This is a genomic window from Pandoraea nosoerga, from assembly GCF_902459585.1.
Classification (GTDB): domain Bacteria; phylum Pseudomonadota; class Gammaproteobacteria; order Burkholderiales; family Burkholderiaceae; genus Pandoraea; species Pandoraea nosoerga.
This window is the reverse complement of record NZ_CABPSC010000017.1, coordinates 103,583-110,576: the sequence shown is the minus strand read 5'-3', so window position 1 is coordinate 110,576 and position 6,994 is coordinate 103,583. Positions and strand designations below refer to the sequence as shown.

Genomic DNA, 6,994 nt, shown 5'->3' with positions numbered 1-6,994 from the left:
ACCGGCGCGCTCGCGGCGGGCGACGTGGCGCCCGGCCGAGGGCCGGCGCAGCCAGCGAGTGCTGCGGCGAGCGTGGCGAGCGCGGCGAGGCTCCATACCCGACGGCAAGGCGAAACGGAGCGCCCCGAAATGGCGGACGAGGGCGTGGATGAGGGGGTTGGCGAGGGCGTGGACAAGAGGGGGGACGACAGGAATCGGACAGGTGAAGCAGACGTCATCGCAAATGGTGGCCTGAGCTATTTGCCCCCGATTGTACCGGCTCCGTGGGGCGGGCCGCTCGCGTGGCCCAGGGGTGCGCGCGGACGCTACACCGCCATCGCCGCCCCATCGCTGCGCGGATCGTGAGCCCCTGTTGCGAGACCGTCGTTTGCAATGGCGATAACACCGGCCTGACCCGCGAGCGGACTATGGCCCGGCAAGGGCGCCACGGCATGGCCGAGTTCGGCCAGTGCCGCGAACACGGCTGGCCCGGCATCGCTTTCCAGTTTGAGATTGTCCCGGCTGTCGGAGAATGTTCGGCCGAGCAGGAAGCGGGGATGCGATAACGCCTCGTGCGGGGCCATCCCGTAGTCGATCAGGCGCGTGAGCAGCGCGCTCAGTGTCTGGGGCTGGCCGTCAGCGCCCTGAGTGCCGTAGAGCAAACGCGGCCGGCCGCCCTGAAGGTACATGCCCGGATTGAGGGTGTGAAATGGCCGCTTGCCGGGCATGAGCGCGTTCGGATGCGCACTGCCTGCGGGGTGAAACGCCGCGCCCCGGTTGTGCCACAGCACACCGGTGTCTCCCGCCATCACGCCACTGCCCCAGTCGAAATAAATCGTTTGCAATACGCTGACGGCGCGACCGGCGGCGTCCGTCGCCGCGAAGTAGACCGTGTCGCCCTCGCGAAAACGATGCGGCCACGCGAGCGCCGCACCGTCGTCGATGCGCGATGCGGCCGCGCGGAGCCGGGCGTCCGACAACATGGTCGTCACGGGCACGTCCGCGAACTCCGGGTCCGCGACGTAGCGGTCGCGATCGATGAACGCCTGTTTGACCGCCTCGACCAGCCGGTGGTAGTACGTTGCACTACCGTGCGCGCAATCTCCGAGCCCCTTGCGGGCGAGAATGCCCATGATTTGCAGCGTGGTTACCCCTTGTGTCGGCGGCGGCAACGTCGCCAGCAAGCCGCCGGCATAGGGCATCGTCAGCGCGGGCGACACATGCACACGCGTTGCGGCAAGGTCTTCGCGAGTCAGTGGCGAGCCGGCCGACTGCATTCCGCGCGCGATCCGCGCGGCCAGTTCGCCTTCATAGAATTCGCGTGGCCCGCCATCGGACAGCCGCCGTAGCGTACACGCCAGTGCCGGTTGTCGGAACCGCTCCCCGGCGGCGGGCGCGCGGCCCTCCGGCAGAAACGTCCGTGCGAAGCCATGCCAGATCGACGCGTCGACCATCTCGGCCGCGCGATACGTGTACCAGAAATCCTGCGAGCGGCTCGTCGCGAAACCGTCGTCGGCGGCGGCGATGGCCGGGGCCAACAACGACGCCCACGACAGGGTGCCGCCCCACTGCTCGCGACTCACCCGGTACGCGGCCTCCCACGCGGCGACCGTGGCGGCCGACGTCAGCGCGCAAGCCGGCCCTCGCACGGGAATGGGATCGCCATTGGACAGCCCCGGCGGCAGGTCTCGTGCTGCCTGCCCAATGCCGGAGATGGCGAGCGGTGCCGCGTCGCCGGACGCTCCGTCGGCCAGCAGCCAGAAGCCGTCACCGCCCAGGCCAGTGAAGTGCGGCATCGTTACGCACAACACCGCCGCGATCGCGATGGCGGCTTCGATGGCGTTGCCGCCCTGGCGCAGCACATCGCGCCCCGCGGCGCTGGCCAGCCCGTGCGGGCTCGTCACCAGACCGGCGCGTCCGCTCGCGGATGCAGGCCGAGCGCCATTTACCGTTCCCTTCACCGGATCATTCACCGGGCCGTTCACTCCTCCCGCCCCGTCACGCGCCGTCATGCCGCCGCTCCCGCCTCGTGCGCGCCGCCGAGATAGGCGGCCGCAAGGCGTGCGTCACCCGCGAGCTCGCTCGCCGACCCGCTCACCGTCACGCGCCCCTCCTCGAGCACGTAGCCGCGCTCGGCAATCGACAGTGCCATGGCGGCCATCTGATCGACGAGCAGCATCGAGAGCGATTCGCGACGCAATGCATCGAGCGACGCGAACAACTCGGCGATGACCTTCGGCGCCAGCCCCAACGACGGTTCGTCGAGCAACAGGACCCGGGGCGCCGACATCAACGCCCGCGCGATCGCCAGCATCTGCTGCTCGCCGCCGGAGAGCAGGCCGGCGCGCTGATGCTGACGCTCTCGCAGGCGGGGGTAGCGCGCAAACATCTGTTCGACGCGGGCATCGAGCGTGGCGCGCGGCAACCGCCCGCAGGGAAAAGCGCCAAGCCGCAGGTTATCGAGCACCGAAAGCTCGGGAAATACCTGACGTCCCTCGGGCACGAGCACGACACCCAATGCGGCGATCCTGGCGGCGTCCAGACGCGACAGGTCGTGCCCATCGAACGTGATGCCGCCGCTCACCGGTCGATGCAGCCCCGCGAGCGAGCGCATGAGCGTCGATTTGCCCGCGCCGTTGGCGCCGAGCAATGCGACGAGTTCCCCGTCGCGCACCTGAATCGAGATGTCATGCAGCACCGGCGCTGCGCCGTAGCCGGCCGTGAGCTTGCCAACCCCGAGCACCTCGGACGCCGCGGACGCCGCACGCCGCACTTGCGCTCCCGCCTGCGTCCCCACCTGCGCCGCGGACACCCCAAGATAGGCCTGCCGCACGCGCTCGTCGTGGCGGATCGCGGCGGGGGTGCCATGCGCGAGAAAGCGGCCCGCGTCGATCACGACGATGCCATCCGACACGCCCATCACGAGCGACATATCGTGCTCGACGAGGCCCACCGCCACGCCACTGTCGGCGATCTGCCGCAACAGCTTGCCCAACTGCGCCTTGTCCCGCGTCGAAAGACCGGCGGCCGGCTCGTCGAGCAGCAAGACGCTGGGGCGGGTCGCCAACGCCCGAGCGATCTCTACGAGACGGCGGTCGACGTGCGCGAGATCGGCCGCCATCAGATCGACGTCGCCGCGATAGCCGCACGAGCGCAGCAACGCCAGCGCCTCATCACGCTGCGCCGCGCCTTGCATGCGGGAGATGCCGAGCAGTCCGCCGAGGCGGCCCGCACTCAGCGCGAGCGTCACGTTATCGAGCACGCTCATGCCACCGAACAGCTGGGACGTCTGATAGGTGCGCGCCACGCCGCGCCGCGCGCTGTCGCAAGCGCCTCTTGCGGGAAGGTCGGCGGCGCCCAGCGAGCGGGTGCCCGAGAGCGGCCGGTAGAAGCCCGAGAGCATATTGAGGACGGTCGATTTGCCGGCGCCGTTCGGGCCGATCAGGCTCGTCACCCGCGCCGGCGGCAACTCGAACGAAAGATCCGCCACGGCTTTCACGCCACCGAAGGTCATCGCCAGGGCGTGCGCGGCGAGTCCTTTGCGTTGTGACGGCGCGAGCGCGGGCAACGTCAGCGCGGCGTCCGTGGTTGCCGTGGTGCCCGCTTCCGCGCTGGCGTCGTGCGGCACGCCACGCCCCCGCGCCTTCCACCATTGTCCGATCACGCCAACCACGCCATTGGGCGCGCCCCACAACACGGCCAGCAGCAACACCCCGAAGCACAGCAGGCGCAGGTTTTCGAGACTGGCAAGAAATTCGGGCAGCAGCCCCACGATCACGGCGCCGACCAGCGGCCCGGCGATCGTGCCCGCCCCGCCAATCATCACGACCAGCACGAACAGAATCGACTGGAGGAACGAGAACATGCCCGGCGTGACCATGCCCTGCAACGGCGCGAACAAGCCGCCGGCCAGGCCGGCGAGTGACGCTGAGAACGCGAATGCCACCGTCTTGACGATCAGCGGGTCGACGCCGATCGATGCTGCCGCCGTTTCGCTGTCGCGCACCGCCCGCATGGCGGCGCCCCACGCGCCGCGAGAGATGCGCGCATAGACCAGCAGCGCCACGGCGAGCACGGTCAGTGCTGCCACGGCCACGACCCGCTCGCTGCCTGCCATGCCGAACACGCCCGGCGGCATCACGCCCATCAGGCCATTCTGGCCGCCCGTCAGGCCACGCCATTCGACTGCACCGTGCTCGACGATGAAGCCGAAGGCGATCGTCACCATCGCCAGACCGGGACCGCGCACGCGAAGCGCAGGCAAGGCCAGCAAGGCCCCGGTGGCAGCGGCGAGCGCGCCGCCGGCGAGCCATGCAGGCCAGAACGGCCAGCCGGCCCGTGTCGTGAGAATCGCCACGGCGTAGGCGCCGATCGCATAGAAACCGACGTGGCCGAACGAAACCTGCCCCGTGAGCCCCAGCAGAAGATTGAGACCCACGCCGCACACAGCCAGCAGCGCCACGCCGGCGATCACCACCACGAAGTAGCCGTTTACCACGCACGCGGCGCCGGCCATCGCCAGCAACGCGACGGCGAGCAGCGCGGTGAGGGCGAGACCGTTGCGTGCGGTGCGACGAGCGGCGCGTGTCGACGACCGGGGGGAGCGCGAGGCCAGTCGCAAAGAAGAATCGCTCATACCTTGCGCACCTCCGCGCGGCCGAACATGCCGTCCGGGCGCATCGCGAGCAGCACGATGACCAGACCGAACGTAATGATCTGGGTGTAGCCCGATCCGAGCGTCGCGGTGATCATCGCTTCGGTCACGCCGAACAGCAGACCGGCGATCATCACGCCCCATGCACTGGACAGGCCGCCGAGAATCGCCACGGCGAACGCCTTGAGGCCGAACACCGTGCCCATATCGGCCTGCACGTTGAACAGCGGTGCGATCAGCACGCCGGCAATGCCGGCGAGCAGCGTCGAGACTGCAAAGGCGCCTGCGATGGTGCGCTGGATGGGAATGCCCATGAGCCGCGCGGCGTCACGGTTCTGCACCACCGCGAGCATGGCCACGCCCCAGCGCGAGCGGCGCAACACGTAATGCAGCAACGCGGCGAGCGCCAGCCCCACCACCGGAATCAGCAATTGCAGCGGGTAGACGCCCAGGCCGGCGTCGCCGATTTGCAGCGCGCTTTGCGCGAGCGGCGACGGCAAGCTGCGCGGCTCCGTGCCGAACGTCAGCATCACGAGGTTATCGAGCACGATGCCCAGTGCCACCGTCGCCATGAGCCACGCGCTCGAGCCGCGCTGCACGAATGGCTGCACGGCGAGCCGCTCGACCACCAGCCCGTAGACGGCGCAAAGCGCGAGCGCCGCAGCGATGGCCAGCGGCATCGGCCACCCGAGCGTCTGCGCGAAGGTGTACGCGAGTACGGCGCCGAGCATCATCGAGCTGCCTTGCGCGAAATTGACTGTCGCGCTCACGGCGAAAGTCAGATGAAAGCCGAGTGCCATGAGGCCGTACATGCTGCCGAGCCCCAGGCCGGCGACAAGCGCCGAGATCCATTGCATGAGATATCCTCCGGGACGCCGCGCGGCAGCGCCCGTTCATTGCCGGTGTGTCCGCCCGATCCGCCCCGTCGATCAAGGTCGATCGGACAGAGGCGTTCGGCTGCGGGATAAGACTGACTTCGATGACCCGCTTCGGCGACTCACTTCGCCGCGACCTTCGCGCCCGCCTGCGCGACCGGCACGATGCGGTTGTCGATGAACTGCGCCCACACGTAGTCCTGTGCCGACAGGGCGTCGTGCTGCTGCTCGCTGAACGGCTTCACATACGTCTTGATGAGGCCCTCGTAGCGGTCGATCCTGTAGAAGCCGGCGCGGATCGCATCGCCGTTGGTCGAACCGGCACGGTCGATGGCAAGCGCGGTAAGGCGCATGGCGTCGTATGCGTTGGCGACGCCGACTGCCGGCGTGATGTCGTCCGGTCCCTTGACGTCCGGGTATTTGGCCTTGAGCGCCGCAACGACACGCGCGCTGACCGGCGACGTGGCCCCGAAGAAGCTATACGTCTGCACGAAATGCACGGTCTTCGCGTTCGGGCCGGCCAGCTCTGTGAAGCGGCCGCCCGCCGGACCCCAGTGCGAGACGATGGGGACCTTCCAGCCCATGCGGTCGAGCGACTTCACCACCTGTGCCGACGGCCCCACGTTGCCCACCATCAGCAGGGTGTCGGCGCCGGCGGCCTTCAGGCGTCCGAGTTGCGGCGTGACATCCACGTCGTTCGCCTCGAACTTCTCGACGGCGGCCGGCTTCATGCCCTTGGCCGCCAGCGCGGCGACGATGCCTTTCTCGTTCGACTCGCCCCACGGGTTGTTCACGAGAATCAGGCCGAGCTTTTTCGCACCGAAATTCTGCTGCGCGTAGTTCACCATCGCCCCGTCCACGATTTCGTCGACGGCCGACACGCGGAACACATAGTTGGGACTGGCGCCGTTGTGGGTAATCGGTGTGCCCGCAGCCCACGGCCCCATGAACGGCACCTTCTCCTGATTGGCAATGGGCACGATGGCCATGGAGACCGGCGTATCCAGCCCCCCGAAGAGCACCGCCACTTTGTCCTTGTAGATGAGCTCGCGCGCGGCGAGCACGCCCTTGGCGGGGTTGCCTTCGTCGTCGCGCCGCACCAGTTCCAGCTTGCGCCCGCCGAGTACGCCGCCGCTGGCGTTGATCTCGTCGATGGCGATGGTCATGCCGCGCGTGAGGGCTTCGCCCGCGCGTGCCGACTGTCCGGAGAGCGCCGTGACCAGCCCGATCCTGACCGTGTCCGCCGCGTAGCCCGATACGCTCGCGAACATGCCGGCGGCGGCCAGGGCGGCAGCCCCGGCGCGAAGCCAGCGACGGCGGGACGGGGCGCACAGCGAGGTCGGGGCAGTCGTGCAGAAGGCGTTGTGACGTGCAGAGGCGGGCATGAGCAATCTCCGTGAAGACACACCGGGGGCGATGTGTCGGAAGCCAATCGAAAGCGAATCGGGAAGGACGGCAGCGCGTCCCGGCGTCGGGCACAGCCCGC

At 69.0% G+C, this 6,994-nt stretch carries 4 protein-coding genes; all 4 read right to left on the bottom strand.

The annotated features are described in order from the left end of the window. Nucleotides 1-305: 305 nt before the first annotated feature. Nucleotides 306-1,991, bottom strand: coding sequence for a gamma-glutamyltransferase family protein (locus PNO31109_RS19290; protein ID WP_150557060.1), 1,686 nt, complete (start codon nucleotides 1,989-1,991; stop codon nucleotides 306-308). Continuing rightward, the gene (locus PNO31109_RS19285; RefSeq protein WP_150557059.1) at nucleotides 1,988-4,615 is read right to left on the bottom strand and encodes a branched-chain amino acid ABC transporter ATP-binding protein/permease; all 2,628 of its coding nucleotides are present in this window, start codon (nucleotides 4,613-4,615) and stop codon (nucleotides 1,988-1,990) included. Before PNO31109_RS19285 ends, PNO31109_RS19290 begins: the two co-directional genes overlap by 4 nt. Beyond that, nucleotides 4,612-5,490: a branched-chain amino acid ABC transporter permease gene (locus PNO31109_RS19280; protein ID WP_150557058.1), complete on the bottom strand. Its 879-nt coding sequence runs from the start codon at nucleotides 5,488-5,490 to the stop codon at nucleotides 4,612-4,614. The genes PNO31109_RS19285 and PNO31109_RS19280 overlap by 4 nt, the downstream gene beginning before the upstream one ends. 140 nt (nucleotides 5,491-5,630) lie before the next feature. After that, nucleotides 5,631-6,779, bottom strand: a complete 1,149-nt coding sequence (locus PNO31109_RS19275; protein ID WP_241014010.1) for an ABC transporter substrate-binding protein — start codon at nucleotides 6,777-6,779, stop codon at nucleotides 5,631-5,633. Nucleotides 6,780-6,994 lie beyond the last annotated feature (215 nt).

Coding starts and splice junctions, on each gene's coding strand:
- PNO31109_RS19290 (WP_150557060.1), bottom strand. CDS start 1,991: ATGACGGCGCGTGACGGGGCGGGAGGAGTGAACGGCCCGGTGAATGAT.
- PNO31109_RS19285 (WP_150557059.1), bottom strand. CDS start 4,615: ATGAGCGATTCTTCTTTGCGACTGGCCTCGCGCTCCCCCCGGTCGTCG.
- PNO31109_RS19280 (WP_150557058.1), bottom strand. CDS start 5,490: ATGCAATGGATCTCGGCGCTTGTCGCCGGCCTGGGGCTCGGCAGCATG.
- PNO31109_RS19275 (WP_241014010.1), bottom strand. CDS start 6,779: ATGTTCGCGAGCGTATCGGGCTACGCGGCGGACACGGTCAGGATCGGG.